We start from the raw sequence: 25,671 nt of genomic DNA, 5'->3' as shown, positions 1-25,671 counted from the left end.
TGAAATAAAAAGGGGGATTATAGTTTGAATTCTTCTACGAGCGATAATAATTGCTCGTTTTCCGAATGAACATTGTTATTTAATGATCGTGTCTCCGTCTCGAATTTCAATCCACACATAGCCAAATCCAATGCCACCAGGGCCATAATCTTACTCGGATCTGAACTATTTGTCTCTTTCTCGTAAAATTTTACAAGTCGGTTAACCAAATTTGCCGCTTTCCGCACACAGGACTCCTCCTCTTCACTAACCTTTAGCGCGACATTTTGAATGCCCAAAAGGAGGTTACAAGGTAGTTTAGTACTCATGGTTTGCGTAATTGCTCAATACAATGATCTATACTTACTATATATTCGTCTAACTTTTTCTTCAGTTCAGCTTTTGCTGCCTCTGTATCTTCTGTATTAACTACAAGTTTACCAATTTTATCTGATTTTTTAAAGCTTTTCTCCAATTCTTTTATCTGGCTCAAAGCGGTTTGTAGTTCTATCGTTTGCTCATCATATTTTCGTTGGAGCGCCGCATGATTCCGCTCTAACTCCTCGATTTTCCCGTCATTTTCTTGCAAACGCGCAAGCATCAAACTTATTTTTAGTTTGAGTTGAAGGTATTGCGTTTTCAATTCTTGCTTCATGCGGGACTATTCAATTAATTTAGGTTTTCCTGTTTTCCAAGAAAATTCACGGCCTAATACAAGGGCCATTAAACCGATCACGGCTAAATTTTGTGCCAGGAATTCGGGTATCACACCTGTTTTGCTTAAGGTATTCGCCCCATAAATCAAGATGGCTCCCAACAAGATATAAAATAAATCACTTTTCCAGCGATAGGGTGTTGGGGAATATTTTTGCCCACCCAAATAACAAAGCACTGTCATCACAATGCTTGATGCCAAAAACGAGTACGCGCAGGCCATGTAACCATAGCTAGGGATAAATAAAATATTGCCGATTAAGGTGACAGCTAAACCGATTAATGTGATTACGGTACCAAAGTAGGTCTTATTTGTTTGTTTAAACCAAACCGATTGCGTGTAGTATATTCCTAAGAACAAATTAGCAAGTAATAAAATCGGAACGATACCCATGCCTTCCCAATATACCGCTCGACGAAGAAATAAGGTTTTGATCCAAAATAAATTACACGACACCCCCACCCAAAGAAAGGTACACACAATCACAAACCAATGGGTGATAAGAGCCAGGTTTTCTTTGCTGTTTTCGGCTGTTTTCTTACCTAAAAAGAAGGGTTCGGCAGAATACTTAAATGCCTGAATCGCCAAACTCATAAAGACGGAAAGCTTATAACAATTGCCATAAATGCCTAACGCATCTTGGGATGTCTTTCCTGGATAATAGCCTTCCGGCAAGTAAGATTCCAGCAACAATCGATCAAACATCAAATTAAACATAGCCGCCAAGCTCATGAACATGATTGGATACGCATATATCCAAAGTGCTTTGAATTCCGTCCAATCCCAACGCCATCGATATGCTTTGAATTCAGCTGAAAGCCAATAGAATAAACTCGCATTCGCGATTAAGTTGGCTAAAAAGATATACCCCGCCCCAATTCCCGGTTGGTATAATTCCCGGAAAAAGCGCGGCACATCGAGCTGAATTTCCCCTTCGGCTAAGGGCTTTAAGAGCATGAGGAAAAACAAGTTCAGGCCAACATTCAAGAGGATTGAAACGATCTTTGCCTTGACAAATGTTCGGATTTTATTCTCCAAACGTAGTCTAGCAAATGGGATTGCTGTAATCGCATCAATGGCTAAAATGAGAGCCAACCAATTTAAGAATATCCCCTTTCCCGGGTAGCCCAATTGGACCATAATCGGATCCGCAAATAAGAATAAAAACAGTGTAAAGCAGCCTGAAGTGACAATGATTGCCGTCAGGATGATATTGTAGTACTTTTCCGGGGCTTCTTTGGCGAATCGGAAATAGGCCGTTTCCATGCCATAGGTGTAAATAATGTTTGCGATGGCCACGTAGCCATAAAGCTTCACATTGACTCCTAGTTCTGCCGGAAGAAATGCCCAAGTATGGACGAATACCAATAAAAAATTAAGGGATCTTCCTAAGATGGTGCTAAAGCCATAGGAAAGTGTTTCGCCCGCTAATTTTTTCAGAATGGACATAGTTGTATATTTGCCAAAAATCAAAGTTACATAAATTGTTAGTCCCAATCAAAACCTCCGATTTTCGTAACGCAAAACCCTATTTGATGAAAAAATCACTCGCCATTCTTGGCTTTTTGTTTGCCTCCACATGCCTCGTTCAAGCACAATCCATTTCCTATTACCCTTTCAACTCCCAATTGGCGATTTCGACGAATCCGACAAACACAGCTTGGGCAGAAATGCGTATGCAAATGAATTCAGCGACATCCGCTTTGACGTCTGAATTTGGCCCAATGCTTACTGTTCACAAAACCAAAGATGCTCTATTTTATGTAGGGGGTGGAGTCAATGTGGGCTGGATGTCCAATGTGTTCAACCAATCCTCGATTCTGAAGGGATATTACGGGAGCGTAGGCGTGCGTGCGTTTCCATTCACAGCAGTACCTCGTCTCGGTTTGAATTTTGAGGTAACTCCCTACACTGATTCCAAAGTGCAAACGGGTTTATTGCGTGCTTGGTTAGGGGTGAATTACCACTTTGGGAAAAAGAAGCTAAAATAATTACTCTTTTTGGTAGCCAATCGTCTGATAGAATTGTTCGGAATATGAATCGCTCAACGGGATATGATTCTCCCCAATTTTGACTTTTTGATTCCGAATGGATTCGATTTTTTTCAGCGAAACGATGAAGGATTTGTGTATCCGCAGGAATTCATCTGATGGTAGTTTTTCGCTGATTAGCTTCATGGTCATCCGACAAACAATCGGGAATTTCTGATTCCGCAAATGGATTTTGATGTAATCCTTCAAACCCTCAATGTATAAAATATCCTCAAACATGATTTTCATGAGGGAGTAGTCGGCATGTATGAAAATATAATCTGCCTTCACCTCCGGCTTATTCAAATTGCCCAACAGCGCTTGCTTGCTCTTGTAGAAATCCAAGGCTTTATGGCTCGCCTTGAGGAATCGCTCGAACGATATCGGTTTTAAGACATAATCGATTACATCCAAGTTAAAACCCTCCAAAGCGTATTGTTGGTAAGCCGTCACAAAGATCACCATCGGTTTCTGCGTCAGCCCTTCCAAGAATTGTACACCCGTCAAACCGGGCATTTGAATGTCTAAGAAAATGAGGTCTACTGCGTTATTTTGTAGGTATTCGATCGCTTCAAAGGCATTTCGGCAACGCGCCTCCAATTTCAAAAAAGGTACTTTGGCAATGTTGTCCTCCACCAAGTCCAAGGCCAAACTCTCATCGTCAATGGCGATGCACCTTAAGATGGTGCTGGGCAGTTCTGAAAATTGTTCGTTTTCTTCCATTGGATTAGCTGTGTGTGATCATCAAATCGACCAAGTAGGTATTATCTTTTTCGGTGATGACCAATTTATGGGATTCGGGATAAAGTAATTCCAAACGTCTTCGCACATTCGTCAACCCAATTCCCGAACTCTCATCTTTTTTCTCAGTCGAATGGGGACCTATTTTGTTTTTTACGACAAAGTGAAGGTATTGTGTGTTATCGATGAGTTGAATGGTAATTGTGGGTTTCTCCATCATTCCCACCCCGTGCTTAAAGGCATTTTCCACAAAGGGGATGAGCAACATGGGTTCGATAGTTCCCGAGGAGCCTGAAATCTCGTTTTTGAATTCAATCTCGATATCGTTTCCAAAGCGTAAACGCTGCAATTCGATGTAAGACTCTAAATAGTTTGCTTCTTTTAGGATGGCTACCTTGGCGTCGCTCGTCTCGTAAATCATATAACGCATCAATTCCGATAATTTGATTACGACGGGCTCCACATTATCCGGTTTTCTCCTTGAAAGTGAAACGATACTATTCAACACATTAAACATGAAATGCGGGCTAATTTGCGAACGAAGAAAGGAAAGTTCCGATTTCAAGCGCTCGTTTTCTTCCTCTTTTTTGGCCTCTTGTTCCTTCATATTGTCCGACAAGAATCGGTAACTGATTCCGATAGCGATGATGAAAAGGTATTGAAAAATAATCCGTAGGTAGGTGAATCGCTTCATGCCGCCACCACCTCCTCGAGGGCGTTGTGGGGGAGTTAAATCTTTGAAGAGAATTTCAAAAATTAAATCATTTAACCCCACCATGATAAAATACCCAACTACTAGGAAAAGCAGGTAAACAACGAGTTTTTGGCGTTTGAGGACTTTCGGGATTAAAACTTCCGTGTTGATGTAGAAGATGGGAATATTGGCTAATCCAAATACGAAAAAGAATAAATTCCACTGAAAATGACGTTGGATTTCCTCCGGGTTTTGTGATTGCGAGCTAGGTCCTAATAGAATCGGCAATGCCAAAAGACATGCCCAGAACAGGAGATGCAATAAAATGGGCCTCGAAAGTAACTTGAATTTTGCCATGTATTCACGAATTTGGATTCGAAGTAAACAATTTGCAAAATATTCTTTGAAAATATGCTACCAGTATACTGATTGTGCCGATGAAATAGTTCATACTTTTTTGTTAGATTTGCTAGAAGAACCTTTTTAACTATGCTTATGCGCAACATTCTCTTGCTCAGCCTATTGTCGTGGGCCTGTTTGGCCCAACAACCGGTTAACCTCATTGATTTATCCGCCTTTAAGTCTCCAAGTGCTAATTGGACCATCGAGGGAGCTGTACAGGCTGCCTACTCCGACAGTTCCTTTCAAGTAGCTACAGGGAAGGGTATTTTAGTAAACACCATCCGAAACGGGAAGTACCATCGCACGGATGATCTTAGCTTCGGATTTTCACATGGAGATATTCATTTGATGTTTGACTTTATGTTGCCTAAAAAAGGGAATTCAGGCGTTTACCTGCAAAGTCGCTATGAAGTTCAATTAGCTGATTCATGGGGTAAAAAGAAGTTGAATTTTGGTGATTGTGGCGGAATTTACGAGCGTTGGGATGATGCACGCGGTAAGGGAAAAGAAGGTTATGAGGGCTATGCACCGATGCAAAATGCTTCGAAGGCGCCAGGCCTTTGGCAAACCATGGAAATCGATTTTCAAGCGCCTCGTTTCGATGCTAATGGTAAGAAAATTCAAAATGCGATCTTTAAGAAAGTCATACTTAACGGCATATTAATTCATGAGAATATCGAAGTGCTGGGTGTAACGCGTGGCGCGGTATCTACCCAAGAAGTTGCCTCGGCACCTATTCTTGTGCAGGGTGATCATACGCAAGTCGCTTTTAAAAACATTCGTTACGAAACCTATGATAAACCCTCTGTCAAGATGGGTCCGGTAACTTTTGATTATTACACAGGTAAATTTACCGAACCTGTCATTGGCAATGCTAAGGCCGTTGAATCTGGAAAATTAGATCGCTTGACCTATAAGGTTATCAAAGCTAAAAATGATTATCTGATTCATTATAAATCGGAGATTGAGGTGCCTGAAACAGATGAATACGAATTTCAGTCATACTGGACCGGTTCAGGTGTGGTGAAAGTAGATGGGATCGAACTTAATCAAGGAGCGCATTGGTATTCCGAAATGGTGTCGGCCAAAACGAAGTTAACAGCTGGCAAGCATCAATTAGAGGTCATTCAAATTAAGGATTTTCCTTGGGGTCCGCAGGCCTTGGGTTTGTATGTTAAGCGTATCGGTTCTCACCCAGTTGCTATGCATGAGCGAACTTCTTTACCTGACCCAGAAGCGGTCGGACTCATTGAAGTAAAAGCAAATGCTGAGCCTGTATTCCAGCGTTCATTTGCCTTTCATCAAGGAAAGAAAAAGACGCATGTTATTCAAGTGGGAGATCCCTCGGGAATGCATTATTCCTATGATTTGAAACAAGGGGCCTTACTTCATATATGGCGTGGCCCCTTCTTAAATGCGACTCAAATGTGGGAGAATCGTGGTGAGCCACAAACCTCTGAGCCTATGGGTGTTTCGGTTTCATTGGATGGCCAATTTCCATTGGTTTTAGCACATCAGGTGCAAGCTGATTCGACAGAGCTTGTTTATAAAGGTTTCCGTTTGAAGGACGGCCGACCGGTATTTATGTATCAATGGCCTGCTGCCAACTTAATGCTGGAGGATTACATTCGTCCAAACGCATCTGGAACGGGTCTCGAGCGGACCTTGACTTATAAGTCAACGAGCTCCATGCAATCGGCCGGTGAATTGGTGTTAGGCAATAGCTATCATGGCATTGCTCATGTTCAGCCGAATCTAATTGGCTTACAAGGTCAATCCTATTTTGTTCAGTGGGATGGTCGGTCAGGTGAGGTATTAAGTCCGAAAAATGGCTTGAAGCAGCAGCGTATACCGGTGCAGGGAAATGAAATTTCGTATCAGTTGATTTGGTAAGCAGATGAAAAACATACACTATACAATCGCATTATTATTAATCTCTATTTGTGCTATTGCACAGAAGCCGGCACAAAAAACGGAAAAGGATTATTATGAAATTAAAACCCTTCCGATTCCGAAGGAAATCTATTTGGAGATAGGGGGGATTGCCACGATGCCAGATGGCCGATTGGCCGTAAGTACGCGTCGGGGAGAGATTTGGATTATCGAAAATCCATATCAAACCACGAATCATCAGGTGCATTACAAGCGCTTCGCTTCGGGTATGCATGAGGTATTGGGGCTTGCCTACAAGGATGGGGCTTTCTATTGTTCACAGCGTGGGGAGTTGACGAAAATTACGGATACCGATCGCAACGGCGTGGCGGATTTGTATGAACCGATTTATCAATTTGAGTTGTCGGGAAATTACCATGAGTACACTTATGGGCCTGTCTTCGACAAAAACGGGGATATGCTCGTTACGCTAAACCTAGCATGGGTTGGATTTGGCGAGGGTAAATTCGCTAAATGGCGCGGTTGGTTAGTAAAGATTCATCCGGATGGTACTTTGGAGCCATTCGCAGCAGGCTTGCGTTCTCCTGCGGGTTACAGCATTAATCAAGATGGGGATATTTTTTATGGCGAGAATCAAGGGGATTGGGTAGGATCTGGACGTGTAACTCACTTGGCAAAAGGTGATTTTGCAGGAAATCCAGGTGGTTTAAAATGGGCCAAAGAGCCGAATAGTCCTTTCCGTCTAACCCTAGAGGAGATCCAAGATAATGGTGCTCCAATGTATGAGGCGGCAGCCAAGGTGAAGAATTTGAAGTTACCAGCTGTTTGGTTTCCGCATGCAATTATGGGTATTTCGACTTCCGATATTTTACAAGATACCACGCGCGGGAAATTCAGTCCATTCCCGGGGCAATACTTTGTGGCCGACCAAGGGCAATCCAAGGTGATGCGCATGGGTTTGGAAAAAGTGAATGGGGTTTATCAAGGATTTTGTATCAATTACCGGGAAGGATTTCAGTCGGGTATTTTACGTGAGCGATTTGGCTTAGATGGGTCGATGTTCGTCGGGATGACATCACGTGGATGGGGTTCTACGGGTAAGGAGGAGTTTGGTTTGCAGCGTCTGGTTTGGAATGGAGTGATGCCATTTGAAATTCAAGATATTCAAGCAAGACCGGATGGTTTTGAGATCAGCTTCACGCAGGCGGTGGATGTGAATTCGGTCAAAAAGGCAGCGTCTTATGCCTTGAGATCGTATATCTACAAATACCAACATCAGTACGGAAGCCCGATTATTGAATTGAAAGATTTGAAGATCGCTGCGGTGGATGTTTCATCCGACAAGCGTAAAGTGCGTTTGGTGATCGATGGCCTACGTCAATATTACATCCATGAATTTAAATTGGAAGGCATTCGCAACGAAGCCGGAGAGCCACTCTTGCACGAAACAGCTTATTATACCTTAAATCAAATTCCATCAGGGAGCAAATTATCCGTGCAAAGTGCAAATCGTCCGGTACAGGTAGCTGAGGTAAAGCAAGTTGAGGCGAAGCCCACCAAGAAAGCAAAAACAACTGTGATTAGCGATGCGGAGGCGATGGCTTTATTGAAGAAACATACTTGTTTAGCTTGCCATGCCAAAGAGGCAAAGGTTGTAGGTCCTTCGTATGCAGATATCGCGAAGCGCAATTATACGGATAAACAAATCTTGGAATTGGTTTATAAGCCTAATCCGCAGAATTGGCCGGATTATGCGACGGAGATGGCGCCAATGAGTCATGTGCCAGCAGGCGATGTCTTGAAGATAGCTTCGTGGATTAATGGATTGCGCGGTAAAGCACTGTTGAATCACGACTAAATAAAAAAGGGACGCTCGAGTGAGTGTCCCTTTTTTGATTGTGATAATTTTGGCCTATTTCTTGGGCTGAACCGTACCTGAGATAAACAATTGGATTTGCTGAACCTCTCCGTTATTTACCACAGTGATGGATTTATTAAAGTTCCCTGGGCGACCGGTTGAGTTGTAAGACGCGGTTACTTTCCCTGTTTTTCCTGGCATAATTGGCTCACGAGTCCATTCCGGTGTTGTGCAACCACAAGAAGGTTGTACGTTGGAGATAACTACGGGTGCTTTACCTGTATTCGTGAATTCAAAGCTGTAAGTAGCTTGCGTTCCTTCGACAATTTTACCAAAATCGTGTTTTTCCGACTTGAATTTGATAGCACCTTGTGCATTTGATTGAAAAGCGAATCCAATGATTAGCGCTAACACGCCTAAAAATTTCTTCATGGTTGTTTTTATTTTGGTTTACTAAGTGGGCAAATCTAAAACAATGTAAAGATTCGGCAAAAGAAATGTTCGAGTTTTTCTGAAATAAATGGCTTAGGACTTATTTGGTCGCCGATTATTTTGTTGTATTTTTACATGTTAAATTTAACAGGATACCGTTGACTTCGTTGAATCATTATTCCTTTTCTAATCCTGCTATTTCATTTGATCCTGAAAGGGTATTAGATGACTACCGGCTCGCTTCAATCAGTAGAGCATGCAGTATGTTGGTTCGAAAGGAAGTCTTTTCAGGACGGGCTAAATTTGGAATTTACGGGGATGGAAAAGAGCTTTGCCAATTGGCTTTGGCGCGTTCCATGCAGCCTGGGGATTATGTCTCGGGTTACTACCGTGATCAGACGATTGGGGTGGCTATCGGTGATTTAACCTGGCCCCAATATTTTGCACAATTGTACGGACATCCCGATATTCAATTCGATCCCCATTCAGGCGGTCGGCAGATGAATAATCATCACGCCACCCGCTGGTTGGACGATAAGGGAGAGTGGATTGATCAAACTACGCGCTATAATTCGGTTGCAGGTATATCTTCTACAGCAGCCCAAGCACCACGTGCTTTGGGAATTGCATATGCGTCCAAATTATATCGTGAGCGTGCTGATTTGGAAGCCCATAGCGCCTTGTTTTCGAAGGGTGGTCAAGAGGTTTGTTTTACGACGATCGGGGATGCCTCGACTTCGGAGGGGATGTATTTGGAATGTATTAATGCTGCAGGAGTTCTGCAGGTTCCGATTGTTTTTTCGGTTTGGGATGATGGCTATGGTATTTCGGTTCCGATTGAATATCAAACGACTAAGTCATCCATTTCGAAGGCATTGTCTGGTTATCAACGAACGGACACGGAGAAGGGATTAGAGATTATTCAGGTGAAGGCTTGGGATTATCCAGGCTTAATTGACGCATATCAGCGGGCTGCTCGTTTGGCACGTGAAGAAATGGTGCCATGTATGGTTCATGTGATAGAATGTACTCAACCACAGGGTCATTCGGCGTCTGGTTCACACGAAAGATATAAGTCGGCTGATCGCCTTCAATTCGAGCAGGATGCCGATTGTAATTTACATTTTGCTGCTTGGATTGTTTCACAGGGTTTTGCGACAGAGGAGGAGATACAGGCCATTGATGTGGAGTCGACGGCTTTAGCGAGGAAGTATCAAAAAGAAGCTTTTGCGGCCTATATGGCGGCGATTGATGTTGATAAGAAAGCTTTTTTACGCATAGCGAAGAATCTTTATGATTCGACGAATGAGCCGGGCTTGTTGGAGCCTATTTTGGCGGAATTGAATGAATTGCCTTATCCGATATTTAGTGATTTGGTGCGTGCGGGTCGTAAGGCATTGCGGGCCTTCCGCTTCTTTCAGGGACCTGCAGTCAAGTTGCTGAGAAAGTGGTTAGCTGAATTAGAGGCGCGGAATCACCGCCGGTTTAGTTCGCATCAGATGAGCGAATCGAAGGATAGTCCGCTATTAATTCAGGAGGTAAAGGCGGTATATGACAAGGAGCCTATGATGGTGGATGGTCGGGAGATTTTGAATAAGAGTTTTTCGAAGTTTTTGGAGGATCCTCGCGTGTTTATTTTGGGAGAGGATGTCGGTCAAATCGGGGATGTGAATCAAACCTTAGCGGGCTTGCAGGAAAAATTTGGTCCTTTGAAAGTTACAGATACGGGAATTCGCGAAATTAGTATTGTGGGTCAGGGATTGGGGGCTTCCATGCGTGGTTTGCGTCCGATTGTGGAGATACAATACTTGGATTATATTTTTTATCCCTTCGCGGTATTGTCGGACGATTGGGCCTGTTTGCACTATCGTACGGCAGGAGGTCAAAAGGCGCCGATGATTTTGCGTACACGTGGGCATCGATTGGAGGGTATTTGGCATTCGGGCAGTCCGATGGCGGTGTTATTGAACGGTTTGCGTGGGGTACATTTTTGTGTGCCTAGAAACATGACACAGGCTGCGGGTATGTACCGAACCTTATTGGCCGGGGATGATCCGGGACTTGTTGTGGAATGTTTAAATGGATATCGCTTAAAGGAGCCGATGCCTGCTAATTTAGAGGAATTGGTGGTGCCTATGGGGGTGCCCGAAATCTTACGTGAAGGGAATGATTTAACGGTGGTTACCTATGGTTCGATGTGTCGGATCGTTATGGAAGCGGCGGAGGCATTGTCTGAGATGGGTATTTCGGTGGAGGTAATTGATGTGCAGACCTTGTTGCCATTTGATCGGTATCATCATATTTTGACGTCGATTCAAAAGACGCATCGTGTCTTGTTTGCGGATGAGGATATGCCGGGAGGTGCCTCGGCTTATATGATGCAGGAGGTGTTGGATAAGCAGGGAGCTTTTGCGTGGTTGGATAGTCCAGCCAGATGTTTGGCGGCTAGGCCTCATCGTCCTGCCTATAGTTCGGATGGAGACTATTTCTCTAAGCCTAATGTGGAGAATGTTGTAGATACAGTTTATGAAATGATGCGGGAGTCTGATCCCTCTTCATTCCCAGCAATTTATTTTTAAGATGTCTGCGATTGGAACCTATTTCAAGGAGATTTTCGAGGTGGTTCAAAGCACCCGCAAGGGGATGGCGTTGACTTGGAAACATGCTTGGAATGCGAGAAAGCGGCGTTCGGTACATCAAATTCAAGATTCGGCATATTTTCAGAATCCAGATGGAATTGTAACTTTGGAATATCCCAATGTTGAGATTCCAACACCGGTAAATGGGCGTTATCAGTTGCACAATGAGATGGACGATTGTATCGTTTGTGATAAATGTGTGAAGGTTTGTCCGGTAGATTGTATTGATATTGAACCGATTAAAGCTACAGGCTTGGTGGGGCATACTTCTGATGGTTCGCCAATTCGTTTGTATGCAGCTAAGTTTGACATAGATATGTCGAAATGCTGCTTTTGTGGTTTGTGTACGACGGTTTGTCCGACGGAATGTTTAACCATGACTTCGGAATATGATTTTTCCGTATTTGAGGTCAAAGATCATAATTTCTCATTTGCCAATTTGACGCCTGAGCAGGCTGATGAGAAGCGGAAATTGTATGAGCAGTTTGTAGCGGAGAAGGCGGAGATGAAAGCGGGTGCTAGTCAACAGTCGCTAGTCGCTAGTCCCCTTTCTGAAGGGGAGCGTCCGAAGGAGGATAATGATAGTTCGGAGTCCGAAGTCCAAGGTCCAATGACCAATGACCAAAGTCCAACGACTAAATCCAAGCCTGCGTTCAAGCCCGGGTTTAAGCCGAAGGCGGTGGCTAGTCAACAGTCGCTAGTCGCTAGTCCCCAGTCTGAAGGGGAGAGTCCGAAGGAGGAAAATGATAGTTCGGAGTCTGAATTCCATGGTCCAATGACCAATGACCAAAGTCCAACGACTAAATCCAAGCCTGCGTTTAAGCCCGGGTTTAAACCAAAGGCGGTGGCTAGTCAACAGTCCGTAGGGGAAAGTCCGAAGTCCGAAGTCGTAAGTCCGAAGGAGGAAGGGGAGAGTCCGAAGGTGGATAATGATAGTTCGGAGTCTGAATTCCAAGGTCTAATGACCAATGACCAAAGTCCAACGACTAAACCGAAGCCTGCGTTCAAGCCTAGTTTTAAAAAGCCAGTCATTCCAAAGTCTGATGACCCAAGTCCAACGTCTAATGACTAACATCTAAGCCCATGTCTCCCATTATCCTAGCTTTTTTGTTTCTGGTTTTGCTCACGTGCGGAAGTGCGTTGGTAATGCTATGGACGAAAAACATTTTGCATGCGGCATTGGCTATGTTTATGACCATGTTGGGTTTGGCTGGGCTGTATGTGTTAGCCTATGCGGATATCATGGCGGTTTCTCATTTGTTGGTCTATGTAGGAGGCGTGTTGATCCTAATTCTTTTTGGAATCATGTTGACCAATCAGTCGGGACGTGGGGATAAAAATCAAAATGATTTGCTTACCGAGGAGTCTTCACGGTTTTGGCCTTTACTGATCGGCGGAATTGTATTTGCTTCCTTGGTCTGGGTGATTTGCCGAGGAAATTTTGAAGGTGCTGAGATTGCCAATTCAGGGTCTAAACTAAGTTTTGTCGGTGTGGCTTTGTTGACCGATTATGCTATGCCCTTTGAACTTGTTGGGATTTATTTATTAATCGCCTTGATTGGCGCGACTTATATAGCTAAGCATCATGACTGAGATACCCTTAGTATTGTTTTTATGGGCGGGTGCTTTGTTGTTTGCGACAGGATTTAGCATGCTATTGCTGAAACGAAATGCCATTTTCGTATTGATGGGTATTGAGTTGATGTTGAATGCGGCTAATTTAAATTTGATTGCTTTTTCGAGGCATGACAGCTCGAATCAGGGTTTGATGCTTGGAATCTTTGTCTTGGTGGTAGGGGTTTGTGAGATGGCTGTAGCTTTGGCCTTGGTGATACAGGTCTACCGTCAAGTACAGCATATTGATATTGGACGATTTAAATCGAGAGATTAGGCTTTTTCGTCGAGCCATATTTTGATTTGGCTTCGGAGCATTGGGGCTTTGGCTTTTCCTACAACCTTTTCGAGTTCATCCATCGGGGCTTCGTACATCTGGCGAATGGTCCCAAAATGTTTTAATAATTTTTGTGCAGTGAGTTTGCCGATGCCCTCGAGTTCTTCGAGTTGGCTGACGAGGAAATTTTTACTTCGCCGATTTCGATGGGCAGTGATGCCAAAGCGGTGTGCCTCATCCCGGAGTTGTTGGATCAATTTGAGTGACTCAGACTTCTTATCGATATATACGGGTAGGCTATCCTCGGGAAAGTAGATTTCCTCTAATCTTTTGGCGATTCCGATGATGGGAATTTGTCCGTACAGGCCGATGGCTTTTAAGGCATCGCAGGCAGCGCTGAGTTGGCCCTTACCTCCATCGACAATAATGAGGTCGGGCAATTCGGCTTCTTCTTCGAGGAGGCGGGTGTACCGACGGGTGATAACTTCATGCATGGTGGCGAAGTCGTCAGGTCCTTCTACTGTACGTGGGGTAAATAGTCGGTATTCCTTTTTAGCAGCGGTGGCTTGGATAAAACAAACCATGGCGGACACGGGATTGGTTCCTTGCAGGTTGGAGTTATCGAAGCATTCGATGCGTTTAGGTAATTGAGTTAAGCGCAAATCGTTTTTCAAGGTGAGCATCACGCGCATTTTGCGGTCGCCTCCACTTTCTTCGGCGGCTTTTCGGTCGGCCTTTTCTTTTCGGAAGTAAAGGACATTTTTCAATGACATGTCGAGAAGCTTTTTCTTATCCCCCATTTGTGGGATTGTATTTTTGGCTCCTTTGAATTCGATAGTCATTGGGATGTTGGTGAGAATCTCTTTCGCTTCACTGTGAAATTGGTCGCGCTTCTCCCAAATCATCATCGTCAATAAATCAGCTTCGTCTTCGTTGAGTTTTTTCTTGACTTCCCAAGTCTGTGATTGCAAGATGGTACCGTTGATGACTTTCATGAAGTTGATGTAAGCCAATTGTTCGTCGGAGACCATGGTAAAGACATCCACGTCATGGATAGCGGGATTAACGACGGTGGATTTAGCTTGGAAGTTTTCTAGGAGTTCCCATTTCTCCTTCCATTCCTGGGCTTCTTCAAAGGCTAAACGTGACGCGGCATTTTGCATGCGTTCGATGAAGAGGCCTTTGGGTTTTTGGTAGTTGCCTTTGAGAATGTTGCTTATTTGGTCGATGTACACGAGGTAATCGGCTTCGGATTGTAGGCCTTCACAGGGGCCTTTGCAATTACCGATATGGTATTCGAGACAGACTTTGAATTTTCCTTGTTCGATATTACTAGGCTTTAAGGCTAGTGAGCATGTTCGAATGGGGTATAATTGGTGAAGCATTTCCAACAGGCTGTTCATTGCCTTGGGATTTGCGAAGGGGCCGAAGAAGGTGCCTATTTTATGATCAATGCGCCGCAGGGTGATGAGGCGAGGGAAGTCTTCATTCGTTAGGCATATAAAAGGATAGGTTTTATCATCACGCAGAAGGATGTTGTATTTGGGTTGGTACTGCTTGATGAGTGTGTTCTCCAATAGTAGTGCGTCAAACTCGGAATGGACAATGGTAAATTCAATTTTGCGAATTTGCTGTACCAATTTCCGGGTTTTGGTATTGTGGTTTTGGATGCTAGTAAAATAGCTGCTGACCCGGTTCTTGAGATTTTTGGCTTTCCCTATATATATAATGGTATCCGTTTCATCGAAATAGCGATAAACCCCTGGTTGTTCGGGGAGCGTGGGTAAGATGCTTTTCGGATCGAAGTTGGACATGTCTCAAAATTAGGGAATTATATGGAATGTGCTTTTGGATTTTTTGGACAATTGTAAATTTTAGACAAAGCGCAAGAAAAGGACAGTTTGTAGGATTATTAACCGATTTGGTCGCAGGAATTGTAATCGTTTACATCGGCTTCGTTCCCGTTTTATTGAATTTCAATGTATGAAATTGATAAAATAGGGCTCATTTAAAGCGCATTTAGTGAATAAATGACATTTTTGCTTTAAAAAGTTAAAAAATATCATTAAAAAATTTGCAAGAGTTCTTGCCTTTATACATATTTGAGGGCTTGGAACAGCATAGAACAGTTGTGATATTGTATGATTCCGATAAATTGAAAGTTTAACCTTTAAGCCTATTTATTGTACTATTTAAAGAAGAGCTTTTAAACCTATTTTAACTTATCATTTATAAACCTATTAATTAACTAAAAAAGAAAGGAGACCAGTTATTGAAGCAAAAACTCGATTAAAATCATTTAAATCTTATTTAGAAAACTAATTAAAACGTATTATGAAAAACAATTTTTACCAAAGTCTTCGAAGCTTCTTATTGCTCGCGATTGTGATGCTAGGGAGTTTTTCGTCATTTGCGCAAGATCGTAAGGTAACAGGTAAGGTTACTGATGCGAACTCTGAAGGAATTCCAGGTGTGAGTGTTGCTGTAAAAGGAACAACGACTGGAGCTACAACAGATGCTAATGGTGCATTCTCGGTTACCGTTAAATCGGGTAACGCTGTTTTGACAATTTCAGCAGTAGGTTACAAAACAAAAACGGTTTCAGTGGGATCTCAATCTTCAATCGCAGTTTCTTTAGATGAAGATGTGTCTCAATTGAGCGAAGTAATCGTAACGGGTTACTCAGTGACAAACAAAAAGGAGTCAACTGCGGCTGCTTCAATCGTTAAGGCGGCGGATTTGCAAATTGCACCAACGGGTAACGTTGAGCAAATGTTGCAAGGTCGTGTTGCCGGTGTGACTTTGATCACAAACGGTCAGCCAGGAACTAACTCAATCATTCGTGTACGTGGTTTTGGTGCCTTCGGTGGTAACGAGCCTCTATACGTAGTGGATGGGGTTCCCGTTGGTTCTACTGATTTCTTATCTCCAGATGATATCGAGTCAACAACTGTATTGAAAGATGCGGCTGCGGCTTCTATCTATGGTGCTCGTGCAGCCAATGGTGTAATCGTATATACGACCAAGCAAGGTTCACGTGGTAAGAAAGGTTTGAGCATTACTTATAATGGTATGTACGGTGCTACAGATCCAAACGTAGCAGGTGCTCCAAAAATGTTGACTCCACAAGAGCAAGCAGATTGGACACACGTAGCATATCGTAACAACGCAGCTGCTAACGGTACTGCTGTTGCTTACACTCACCCTCAATATGGTTCTTCTGCACAAGCGGTTATTCCAACTTATTTGCATGCAAATGGTCAAAATGCCGTAAATAACGTAGATTTAGCAGCAATTACAGCTGCACGTGCTGCAAACCCAGAGAACGTTTTCTTAATTAAAGCAAACAAGGCGGGTACTAACTGGTATGATGAAATTACACGTTTGGGTGCAACTCAACGTCATTCATTAGGATTTTCAGGAGGTTCTGAGTCAGGCCGTTTCTACTTAGGCTTATCGGGTCAAAAGCAAGATGGTATCTTGATTCAAAATGATTTCTCTCGTTATTCAGCTCGTTTCAACTCTGAGTTTAGCTTAGGAAAGAAAGTGAAAATTGGTGAGAACTTGCAGTTCACTTACCGTTCGGTACGTGGTCAAGCAGGTGGTAACAACGGTTTAGGTGTTGCAGGTGATGAGTCAGTAATCTTATCTGCTTATCGTATGCCAACGGTTATTCCAGTATTTGATGAGTTTGGTGCTTATGCGTCGACAAAGGCTGCAGGTTTCAACAACCCACGTAACCCAGTTCGTCAAATTGTGTTGAACAACTCAAATGATAATAACTACAATGCAAACGCAGTAGGTAACATTTATGTTGACTATGAGCCAATCAAAGATTTGACATTGCGTACAAGCATCGGTGGTCAATACAACGGTTCTGCTTACAAGAACTACAACTACCGTTACTTAGGAGACTCTGAGCCAGAGGCTTCGAACTCATTCTCTGAGGGTCAAGCTTACTCATTTGCTTGGGTAATGACTAACACAGCGAACTACAAATTCCAGTGGAGAAAGCATGGTTTCAAAGTGTTAGCTGGTTTAGAAGCCTTGAATACAGGAGCTGGTCGTTCAATCAACGGTTCAGGTATTAACCCATTCTCAATGGACTTGGATTTCGTGACAATGAACTCAGTTCAGTCACCAGTTGTTAACTCAAACTTGTTCTCAGGTGTTAACTTCTTCTCGGTATTCGGTAAGTTAGATTATAACTTCAACGAGAAGTATTACTTCACAGGGGTTGTTCGTCGTGACGGTTCATCTCGTTTCGGTTCTGAGAATCGTTACGGTATCTTCCCAGCATTCTCAGCTGCTTGGCGTGTGACTTCAGAAGAATTCATGAAGGATCTTCCTGCAATCACAGATTTGAAAATCCGTGGTGGTTGGGGTACAATGGGTAACTCAAACAACGTAGACCCAGCTAACCAGTACTCTTTATATGCTGCGAACAGAGGTAACTCATTCTACCCAATAGATGGTCAATCATCTGGAGCGAACGAGGGTTATTACCGTTCACGTATCGGTAACCCTGCTGCGAAGTGGGAGACTGCAGTAACTTCTAACGTCGGTGTTGATGCAACCTTGTTAAATGGTAAGTGGGAAGTTGTATTTGATATTTGGAGAAAAGATACAGAGGATTTGTTGTTCAACGTACCACTTCCAGCGGTTGTTGGTCCGGCAGCGTCTGCACCTTCAGTTAACGTAGCAAAAATGCGTAACCAAGGTATTGATATGCAAATCATCAACCGTGGTAACTTGACTTCTGACATCAAGTATGAATTGACATTCAATAACTCATTCTTGAAGAACGAAATCGTTCAATTTGCGCCAGGTATCACGAACTTAATTGGTGGTTCATTCCGTGGAATTAACCCAATTCGTATGGAAATCGGACGTTCATTGTCTTCTTTCTACGGATACCAAGTTATCGGATACTTTAACTCAGCTGCTGAAGTAGCGTCTTCTCCTGAGCAATCAGGTAAGGGTGTAGGTCGTTTCCGTTATGCGGATACCAACGGTGATGGCAAGATTACTCCTGCTGACCGTACTTACTTAGGGTCACCAGTACCAACTTACACTGGTGGTGTTAACGTAGGTTTGACTTACAAAGATTTCGATTTGAACATGTATTGGTATGCTTCTGCTGGAAACAAAATTTGGAACCAGTCTAAGTGGTTTACTGATTTCTACGGAACATTCGAAGGATCAGGAAAAGGTGTACGTGCGAAACAATCTTGGACTCCAGCATTGGGTAACGCTGCTGAAGCACCAATTTGGGAATCAGCATCTAACATCTCAACTTCTGCAGCAGAAAACTCTTGGTACGTAGAGGACGGTGATTACATCCGTTTACAAAATATCTCTTTAGGTTATAACATCCCTAAGAGCATCATCTCTAAAATCGGAGTTAAAAATGCTAAGTTGATCGTTTCAGGTAACAACTTGATTACTTTCACTAAGTATAAAGGATTGGATCCAGGAGTTGGTGGAGCTGCTGATACAAGCTTTGGTATTGACGTAGGTAACTACCCAGTTACGCGTTCATTTACTGCTTCTATCAACTTGAATTTCTAATTTTGCGAAAGCCAATTTTAAAAATTAATAACATGAAAAAATATCAGATTTTAAAGCGATTAAGTTTAGTTAGCGCGTCAGCGTTTATGTTGACGTTCGCTTGTAAGGATCAGTTTTTGGAGGTTCCGCCGACAGCTTCTTTGGCTCAGGCGCAGTTATCTTCAAAGGCTGGTGTGGAAGGTGCCTTGATCGGTACTTATGCACAGTTGGCAGGTAAAGGATTCTCTCGTTTGGCTGCACCTAACAACTGGGTGTGGGGTTCTATTCGTGGTGGCGAGAGTAACAAGGGTACTGACCCAGGTGACTACTCAAACATCAACGTAATGCAACGTTACGAGGTTCCTGCAGTAGACGGAGACTTGAACTCAACTTGGCAAGCAAAATACGAAGGTATTGCGCGTGCAAATGCGACGATCAACTTAGCGAATGGTTCGAAGGAATTATCTGCTTCGGACAAGACTCGTGTTGTAGCGGAGGCTCGTTTCTTACGTGGACACTACTACTTCGAATTGAAGCGTTTGTTTAATTCAGTTCCATATGTAGATGAAACTCAAGATTACGGAAAGGGAATTGAGAAAGTTCCTAATTCACCAGATATCTGGGGTAAAATAGAAGCTGACTTCAAATTTGCTTACGACAACTTGCCAGAGACTTCTTCTTCTGCAGGTCGTGCAAACAAGTGGGCAGCAGGTGCTTACTTAGGTAAGACATATTTGTATCAGAATAAATTTGCTGATGCAAAAGCAATCTTTACTACGGTAATTGCTAATGGTAAGACTACGAATGGAAAGAAATACGGTCTAGTTTCTAAGTTTGCTGAAATCTTCAACGCGGAGAATGATAACAACGAGGAGGCTGTATTTGCGGTTCAATCTGCGATGAACACAGGTAACGTGAACAACGCGAACGGATTCGATGACTTGAACTACCCATACAACACAGGTTCTGATGGTCCTGGTAACTGCTGCGGTTTCTTCCAGCCTTCATTCTCGATGGCGAATGCATACCGTGTAGACGCTTCAGGTCTTCCATTATTGGGTGAGCAAGCGGATGGTACTCCAGATTATAACTTGGCTGCGAATGCAGTGAAGCATGACTATGGTGTTGCTTCTTCAGCTCCATTCACTGAGGATGCTGATCCATTAGATCCACGTATTGACCACACGATCGGTCGTCGTGGTATCCAATACTTAGACTGGATTGAGCATCCAGGTGCTAACTGGATTCGTGCTCAGCCTTATGCTGGTCCATATTCACCTAAGAAGTATATCTACTACAAGCGTCAAGAGAATACCTTGACTGATGGATCTTCTTGGACTCGTGGTTATGCGACTATGAACTTCAACATCATCCGTTTCGCGGACGTATTGTTGATGGCTGCTGAAGCTGAAATCGAAGCAGGAAGCTTAGCGACTGCATTGGGTTACATCAACCAAGTTCGTGCTCGTGCTGCAAATCCAGCTGGATTTGTTAAGAATGCGAAGACAGGTGCTAACGAAGCAAACTATTCAATCTCGACCTATTCTTCATTAGGCGACCAAGCAAACGCTCGTAAGATCGTTCGTATGGAGCGTTTATTGGAGTTGGCGACAGAGGGTCACCGTTTCTTCGACTTAGTTCGTTGGGGTACTGCAAACAAGACTTTGAATGCATACTTGAAGCATGAAGCTAAGTTATTAGTAACTAAATTTGGTGGTGCATCTTACCAAGATACAGATGCTTACTTGCCAATTCCTCAATCACAAATTGATATTCAAGGTACTTCTGTATTGAAGCAAAACCCTGGTTATTAATCGATTGATTTTTATTAAAAAAAGGTGGGGAGAAGTCTCCACCTTTTTTTATTTTAGTAGTTCAAAGAATTAGCCCAATATGTATACTCGTTTATTATCTGCCTTCCTAATTTTAAGCCTTTTGGCATCTTGCAAGAATAAAACCACATTCGAGCAATTATCCGGTGATGATACCGGTATTCATTTTTCAAATTCGATTGCTGAAAACGATACGCTCAATATTTTGAAGTATGAATACCTATACAACGGAAGTGGCGTAGGGATGGGTGATTTTAATCAAGATGGACTGCTGGATATATTCTTTTCGGGAAGTCAGGCCAATGGAGCTCTTTACCTGAACAAGGGTCAAATGAAATTTGAGGATGTTTCCAAGCTAGCAGGTATCGATACTAAGAATCGTTGGTGTTCGGGTGTTTCTATTGTGGATATTAATGGAGATGGCCTCTTAGATATCTATGTTTCAGCAACGATGAAAACTTCGATTAAAGACCGTGAAAATTTATTGTTTGTTCACCAGGGTGTAAAAAATGGTACGCCGACATTCAAGGAAATGGGAGTCGAGTATGGTGTGAATGATGCCGGACATAGTGAACATACTGCCTTTTTTGATTACGACCGTGATGGAGATTTGGACATGTATGTCTTGACGGACGTTATTGATCAATTTCCTTCCTTATATCGTGCTAAAGTAACGGATGGGTTATACCCGAATACCGATCGACTTTATCGTTGTGATTTCTCCAAAGAAAAGGGGCATCCCGTTTATACCAATGTATCCAAAGAAGCAGGAATTACGATTGAAGGTTATGGACTTGGAATTAATATCTGTGATATTAACCAAGATAATTGGCCAGATATCTATGTGACAAACGATTATTTGTCAGACGATATTCTGTACATCAATAACCACGACGGTACCTTTACGGATCAAGCCAAAGTGTATTTTAAACATACAAGTTTAAGTGCGATGGGTAACGATGTTGCGGATATTAACAACGATGGCTTACAGGATATTGTGGCGCTGGATATGTTACCGAAGGACAATGAACGCAAAAAGCAATTAGCGCCTCCTAATAGTTATCAAACCTATCAAAATTCTGATTTGTATGGATATACCTATCAATATATGCGAAATACTTTGCAGGTAAATTCGGGGAAAAGTGCAGCAGGGGCGGCCTTGCCTTTCCAAGAAATGAGTTTGATGGCTGGGGTCGCAGAGACTGAATGGAGTTGGTGTCCTTCCTTGGCAGATTTTGACAACGATGGATATCGTGATTTGTTGATCACGAATGGATTTCCGCGTGATGTTACCGATCGGGATTTCATGTCCTATCGGGCAGATGCCCAACAGCTTGCTTCGGATGCGGTGCTTTTAGAGCAAATGCCTGTCATCAAAGTCAAGAACTATGCGTTCAAAAATAAAGGTGGATTAAAGTTTGAGGATGTAAGTGCGGTATGGGGAATCAATGTTCCTTCTTTTTCGAATGGTGCGTCATACGGAGATTTAGATAATGACGGGGATTTGGATTATGTAGTAAATAACATCAATGATGAAGCCTTTGTCTATCAGAATAATACGATGGAAGAAAGTCCTGAAAAGGGTCGTTATCTCCGCGTGAATTTTGAGGGGAAAGGACTAAATAAACAAGGTATCGGCGCGCGCATTGAGGGCGAATTTGTGGATGGGACGCATTTTTATTACGAGAATAATCCATATCGTGGATATTTGTCAAGTGTTGAGCCCGTAGCTCACATCGGTTTAGGAGCCAAGCAAAAGATCAAGGAATTGCGAATTATATGGCCCAATGATTCCATGCAAGTGATTAAGAATCCAGGTAGTAACCAAGTTCTTCATGCTTCGATGGCAAAAGCAAATCAGGCTTATGTCAGCTTGTTTACTCAGCCGAAGGCCTTATTTACAGATATTAGTGAATCGGTTCAATTAACAGATATTCATAAAGAATACGATTTTATCGATTTCAATTTCCAAAGTACGACACCACAAAAATTGTCTCAATTGGGTCCAGGAGCCTCCGTGGGGGATGTGAATGGAGACGGTAGAGAGGATTTATTTGTCGGAGGTGCGAAATTTTATTCTGGGATATTTTATCTCCAACAAGCGAATGGGACATTTACCAAGAAATTCCTAGAAGGAGCTTATGATGCACCAAAGAAGTTGGGAGAGGATTTGGGAAGTTTATTGATTGACATGGATAAGGACGGCGATTTGGATCTCTATGTTGCTCGAGGTGGAACAGAGGAAAAAGTGGGTTCAAGTTCCTCTCAAGACGTTGTTTACCAGAATGATGGTAAGGGCAATTTTACGCTGCAAGTATATGCGTTGCCAATTTTTACGGAGAGTAACTCAGCCGTTCGGGCATCAGATATTGACCACGATGGGGATTTAGATCTGTTTGTTAGTGGACGTAACGTTCCATTCCAGTATCCTAAGGGAACCGTTTCTCGTTTATTACGAAATGATTCGAAAGCGGGGCAGATTAAGTATGTAGATGTTACGAAACAAATAGCCCCAGAATTATTGCAAGAGGCTTTGATTTGTGATGCGGTTTGGAGTGATTACAATCAAGATGGTTGGGCCGACTTAATCGTTGCTGGAGAGTTTCTGCCTATTCAAGTTTATGAAAACGCAAAGGGCCGCTTGAAGAAATTGACGGATACGGGATTGGAGCAAGCCTCCGGGATGTGGGGATCGATTACCTCAGCTGATTTCGATCAAGATGGCGATATGGATTTTGTCGCAGGAAACATGGGTAAAAATACCCTATTGCGAGCAAGTGCGAAACAACCTGTCGAGGTAGTACATGGCGATCTAGATGGAAATGGGGTTTACGATGTTTTCCCGTTTGTCTATTTCCAAAATGCGGAGGGGACTCCCGTTTCTGCGCCTTTATTCGGAAAAGATGACACGCACAAACAAATGAATTCAACACGTGCAAGATTCGTTTATTACAAGGATTTTGGCAAGGTAACTCAAGAAACATTCTTGAATGATTCGGAGAAGAAAAAGGCACAAAAATTATCTGTAACAGAAAATGCTTCCATGTATATTGAGAATAAGGGGGGAGGTAAATTCGAATTACATGAATTGCCTGCCATGGCTCAGGTTTCGGCCTTAAATGGTATGCAGGTCATGGATGCCAACCAGGATGGTTACCTAGATATTATTTACATCGGAAATAACTTTGGGAATGAGGTTGCCATGGGACGTTATGATGCTTCGAATGGTGGCGTTTTATTGGGCAGTCCCAAGGGCTTTCAATACATGCCTAATTCAGGGATTTTGGTTCCAGGAGATGCTAAATCTTTCGTCGGAATTCAAGTAGGGAATGAGCTTGCTTACGTGGCTTTGCAAAACCGAGGAGCGATGAAGGTGTTCAAGCCGGTCGCGCCTTTGGTAAAAGCGGCCGTTCCGGCAGGGAAGGACTTTAGCTACACATTTAAAGGCCGTAAGCAAAAGATTGGATGGACTTATGGAGCGTCCTATTTGAGCCAAAGTAACCTAGGGCAAAGTTTTATCCCCGCCGGGGCAAAACTAGCGCAATAGATTCTTTACATAATGCATTTGTAAGCCAGGTGGGACATGCTCGCCTGGCTTTCTTTTGCCAAATTGGTAATTTCCTAATAGAATATCTAAGTCTCCGTCCTTATCTACGTCCCCCGCGTCCATGACGATGTAATGTGGGCCCTCTGCGATGCCTAAATTACTAACTTTAAAAGTCATGTTTCCTTGATTTTGGAAATACAGAAATCCTTCATTTTTCCCTTTATCGTTTTCGGCAAAAAAGGCAATCATGGCGAGATCGAGATCTCCATCTTGGTCAAAGTCACGCGCAATTGTTTTCGAGGCCCCGTAAGCAGGGAAGAAATAGGATTCTTTGAAATTGTTCCGACCGTCATTTAGGTAAATGTGGACACCATGAAAAGCCTTCTTTGAGAAAGAGTAATCAGCATTATCTCCATTCGAAACGATGATGTCGGCATAGCCATCTTTGTTCATGTCGGCTACCTCCATGTAACTACTTCCAAATACAGCGTCAAATTGTAACAAAGGTTTTTCGATAAAAGCCCCCTTGCCTTTATTAATGAACAACGAAACGCCTTCTCTCGATTGTGCCGTTAAGACCATCAAATCAGGCTTTCCCTCCCCGGTAAAATCTCGAATAACGACATTTCGGGCGCCAGCCTGCATTTTGAGTGGATGTTTTTCTTTTGTTTTTCCGTCTAACCAGATTAGTTGGCCCTGTTCAAAGCCATATTCACAAATGACATAATCAAGTATACCATCTTCATTTAAATCAGCTACCTGAAGGTCAACTGGCCTTTTCAGTGAATCTAAAATAGTTACGGGCTTTGATCCCTGTAATTCATACATGGTTCCCAGTTTTTCGTCATTGGGATACATTTTCCCGATTCCCGTTAGGAAGGTACGAGATCCGATAAATTGGGTAGAAATATTAGAGCTCCGGGTTTCGAAATGACCTTTGGCTTTAAGGTTTTTATCCAGAACGACCGTTTGGTGCGTTCGCATACCTACCCAAACCTCCGGTTTGGTCGGATGAATTTTAATGGAGGTGACCCCCGCAATTTGGTCATTCGGGGTGATGTAATTCTCCACCTTAAAGTGGAATGCATCAAGATTGATCGATTCTTTTTTCTTCTGTGGAGTAGGTTTCGCGGGGGCGTTTCGTGTGTAATAATTGACAATGGCCTGCCATTCTTCGGGTGAAATAGTCGGGGTCTCGGGATAGATATTGAGCTGCATCGCGCTTTGATATTGTTCCTCTGAGATGCGCGTCATTAATTCAAATCGATTCCCCAATCCCAAGCGGTAAGACATCTCGGGCAATACACCGGTCTCCCAAGTCTTTTTGTCCAAAAGATTGGGTTCTGGAAATTTATGGCAAGAGCCACAGGTCTTCTTTGCGATTGCCTCTTCTTTCTCTTCTTGGGTTTGTTGGCACCCCATCAGCCATAAACCGACAAAACTTAGGTATAGAATGGATTTCATTTTC

The 25,671-nt window shown here is 43.0% G+C and carries 18 protein-coding genes; 10 read left to right on the top strand and 8 right to left on the bottom strand.

Translation table 11 applies throughout. The features are described 5' to 3' along the window. Positions 1–17 precede the first annotated feature (17 nt). The 3 genes from ACMH5P_RS06010 to ACMH5P_RS06000 are packed head-to-tail and all read right to left on the bottom strand — an operon-like array spanning position 18 to position 2,143. Positions 18–308, bottom strand: a complete 291-nt coding sequence (locus ACMH5P_RS06010; RefSeq protein WP_459493435.1) for a cell division protein ZapA — start codon at positions 306–308, stop codon at positions 18–20. After that, complete coding sequence (locus ACMH5P_RS06005) at positions 305–634, bottom strand: hypothetical protein (protein ID WP_459493434.1); 330 nt, start codon at positions 632–634, stop codon at positions 305–307. The genes ACMH5P_RS06010 and ACMH5P_RS06005 overlap by 4 nt, the downstream gene beginning before the upstream one ends. Before the next feature lie 6 nt (positions 635–640). Further along, positions 641–2,143, bottom strand: coding sequence for a lipopolysaccharide biosynthesis protein (locus ACMH5P_RS06000; protein WP_459493433.1), 1,503 nt, complete (start codon positions 2,141–2,143; stop codon positions 641–643). Between the two features lie 86 nt (positions 2,144–2,229). Between ACMH5P_RS06000 and ACMH5P_RS05995 the strand changes: the two genes are divergently transcribed. Continuing rightward, entirely contained in the window at positions 2,230–2,685 is a 456-nt protein-coding gene (locus ACMH5P_RS05995; protein ID WP_459493431.1) for a hypothetical protein, read from the top strand. On the opposite strand, the gene ACMH5P_RS05990 is transcribed toward ACMH5P_RS05995, so the two are convergent. Beyond that, positions 2,686–3,447 carry a LytR/AlgR family response regulator transcription factor gene (locus ACMH5P_RS05990; RefSeq protein WP_459493430.1) on the bottom strand — a complete coding sequence of 254 codons (762 nt, stop codon included), beginning with the start codon at positions 3,445–3,447 and terminating at the stop codon, positions 2,686–2,688. A gap of 4 nt (positions 3,448–3,451) precedes the next feature. Beyond that, positions 3,452–4,516 carry a sensor histidine kinase gene (locus ACMH5P_RS05985; protein WP_459493429.1) on the bottom strand — a complete coding sequence of 355 codons (1,065 nt, stop codon included), beginning with the start codon at positions 4,514–4,516 and terminating at the stop codon, positions 3,452–3,454. A gap of 138 nt (positions 4,517–4,654) precedes the next feature. Here ACMH5P_RS05985 and ACMH5P_RS05980 point away from each other — a divergent pair, with 138 nt between their 5' ends. Continuing rightward, entirely contained in the window at positions 4,655–6,454 is a 1,800-nt protein-coding gene (locus ACMH5P_RS05980) for a family 16 glycoside hydrolase (RefSeq protein WP_459493428.1), read from the top strand. A gap of 4 nt (positions 6,455–6,458) precedes the next feature. Continuing rightward, positions 6,459–8,312 carry a hypothetical protein gene (locus ACMH5P_RS05975; protein ID WP_459493427.1) on the top strand — a complete coding sequence of 618 codons (1,854 nt, stop codon included), beginning with the start codon at positions 6,459–6,461 and terminating at the stop codon, positions 8,310–8,312. Positions 8,313–8,366: 54 nt separating this feature from the next. On the opposite strand, the gene ACMH5P_RS05970 is transcribed toward ACMH5P_RS05975, so the two are convergent. After that, positions 8,367–8,744, bottom strand: a complete 378-nt coding sequence (locus tag ACMH5P_RS05970; RefSeq protein WP_459493426.1) for a DUF1573 domain-containing protein — start codon at positions 8,742–8,744, stop codon at positions 8,367–8,369. A 158-nt stretch (positions 8,745–8,902) separates the two neighbouring features. Between ACMH5P_RS05970 and ACMH5P_RS05965 the strand changes: the two genes are divergently transcribed. The 4 genes from ACMH5P_RS05965 to nuoK all read left to right on the top strand — a co-directional run bounded on the left by ACMH5P_RS05965 (position 8,903) and on the right by nuoK (position 13,274). Continuing rightward, positions 8,903–11,323, top strand: a complete 2,421-nt coding sequence (locus tag ACMH5P_RS05965) for an alpha-ketoacid dehydrogenase subunit alpha/beta (RefSeq protein WP_459493425.1) — start codon at positions 8,903–8,905, stop codon at positions 11,321–11,323. A gap of 1 nt (position 11,324) precedes the next feature. Further along, positions 11,325–12,455, top strand: coding sequence for a 4Fe-4S binding protein (locus ACMH5P_RS05960; RefSeq protein ID WP_459493424.1), 1,131 nt, complete (start codon positions 11,325–11,327; stop codon positions 12,453–12,455). Positions 12,456–12,529: 74 nt separating this feature from the next. Next, positions 12,530–12,976, top strand: a complete 447-nt coding sequence (locus ACMH5P_RS05955; protein WP_459493423.1) for an NADH-quinone oxidoreductase subunit J family protein — start codon at positions 12,530–12,532, stop codon at positions 12,974–12,976. Continuing rightward, positions 12,969–13,274: an NADH-quinone oxidoreductase subunit NuoK gene (gene nuoK / locus ACMH5P_RS05950; protein ID WP_459493422.1), complete on the top strand. Its 306-nt coding sequence runs from the start codon at positions 12,969–12,971 to the stop codon at positions 13,272–13,274. The genes ACMH5P_RS05955 and nuoK overlap by 8 nt, the downstream gene beginning before the upstream one ends. Here nuoK and uvrC read toward each other — a convergent pair. Continuing rightward, complete coding sequence (gene uvrC / locus ACMH5P_RS05945; protein ID WP_459493421.1) at positions 13,271–15,088, bottom strand: excinuclease ABC subunit UvrC; 1,818 nt, start codon at positions 15,086–15,088, stop codon at positions 13,271–13,273. The two genes, nuoK and uvrC, sit on opposite strands and share 4 nt — an antisense overlap. Positions 15,089–15,608: 520 nt before the next feature. Here uvrC and ACMH5P_RS05940 point away from each other — a divergent pair. The 3 genes from ACMH5P_RS05940 (at position 15,609) to ACMH5P_RS05930 (ending at position 24,203) form a co-directional block, all read left to right on the top strand. Next, the gene (locus ACMH5P_RS05940; protein ID WP_459493420.1) at positions 15,609–18,845 is read left to right on the top strand and encodes a SusC/RagA family TonB-linked outer membrane protein; all 3,237 of its coding nucleotides are present in this window, start codon (positions 15,609–15,611) and stop codon (positions 18,843–18,845) included. Positions 18,846–18,877: 32 nt separating this feature from the next. Next, entirely contained in the window at positions 18,878–20,638 is a 1,761-nt protein-coding gene (locus ACMH5P_RS05935; protein WP_459493419.1) for a RagB/SusD family nutrient uptake outer membrane protein, read from the top strand. Positions 20,639–20,717: 79 nt separating this feature from the next. Beyond that, positions 20,718–24,203, top strand: coding sequence for a VCBS repeat-containing protein (locus tag ACMH5P_RS05930; RefSeq protein WP_459493418.1), 3,486 nt, complete (start codon positions 20,718–20,720; stop codon positions 24,201–24,203). Here the strand turns inward: ACMH5P_RS05930 and ACMH5P_RS05925 are convergent. Next, on the bottom strand, positions 24,192–25,667 hold the full coding sequence (locus ACMH5P_RS05925) for an FG-GAP repeat domain-containing protein (protein WP_459493417.1): 1,476 nt from the start codon (positions 25,665–25,667) through the stop codon (positions 24,192–24,194). The two genes, ACMH5P_RS05930 and ACMH5P_RS05925, sit on opposite strands and share 12 nt — an antisense overlap. Positions 25,668–25,671 lie beyond the last annotated feature (4 nt).

The sequence above is a fragment of the Aquirufa sp. 5-AUSEE-100C1 genome (assembly GCF_054558655.1).
This window is presented reverse-complemented; position numbering and strand designations above follow the sequence as displayed.